Here is a 406-nt window from a genome sequence, read left to right as displayed (position 1 = left end):
GAGCCCTGCTATTAAATAATAAAAGCCTACAGGGATGACTTTACCTAAGCACAGCCGCCAAATAAAAATAACAGCAATGGTGACTACATCAAAGGCAAATAATTGTAGGTACCGTAATGGTGTGTATATGTTTATGTACAAACTCAACGTATAAGAAACCATCATAATGAATGACAGCTGAGTGCGGCTGTTGTCTGATTTATTGATGGCCGCAGACAGGTTATATAAAAATGTAAAAACAAATAACCATGTAATGAGTATGCCCAAAAGCTCGCTAATTTCAGCGAGGCTCCAAAATAAGTCCTCCAAAAAACTACCCATTAGCTAGCCACCGGTGTTTTACGATTCAGTAAAGTTTTTTTTAATTTAACCAACCCTAAAATATCTTTATTAATAATAAGTACTA

1 pseudogene is annotated in these 406 nt (G+C 35.5%); it reads right to left on the bottom strand.

The features are described 5' to 3' along the window. Nucleotides 1–321: pseudogene (locus tag P20480_RS18075) on the bottom strand (hypothetical protein); the annotation flags it as partial. Between the last annotated feature and the right edge of the window lie 85 nt (nucleotides 322–406).

Origin of the sequence: Pseudoalteromonas sp. BSi20480, from assembly GCF_000241365.1 — a bacterium.
Lineage (GTDB): Bacteria > Pseudomonadota > Gammaproteobacteria > Enterobacterales > Alteromonadaceae > Pseudoalteromonas > Pseudoalteromonas marina.
The sequence above is the reverse complement of the archived record's forward strand: the minus strand, read 5'-3'. Positions and strand labels throughout refer to the sequence as shown.